The organism is Monashia sp. HAY1-5C, assembly GCF_056755255.1.
The window spans coordinates 1-264 of record NZ_JBPGXG010000419.1; the positions used below are offsets into that span (position 1 = coordinate 1).

The window sequence follows — 264 nt, forward strand, 5'->3', positions numbered from 1 at the left end:
GTGCGGTGTGGTTATTGCGATTTCAACACCTACACCGCCACGGAGCTCGGCGGGGGAGCGTCACAGGATGCGTATGCTTCCACGGCGGTTTCCGAAGTGGCTTTTGCGGCTACGGCGCTTGAGGCCTCAGGCCTTCCACGCCGGCCCCTGAGCACGGTATTTTTCGGCGGCGGCACACCAACCCTTCTGCCTGCGGAGGACCTCGCGCAGATCCTGCGCGCCGCCGTCGGATATTGGGGCCTTGAGCCCGGAGCCGAGGTGACC

The 264-nt window shown here is 65.5% G+C and carries 1 pseudogene; it reads left to right on the forward strand.

Annotation, left to right across the window (positions count from 1 at the left end):
* Positions 1-264, forward strand: a pseudogene (locus tag ACR9ZK_RS22275) (radical SAM family heme chaperone HemW); the annotation flags it as partial.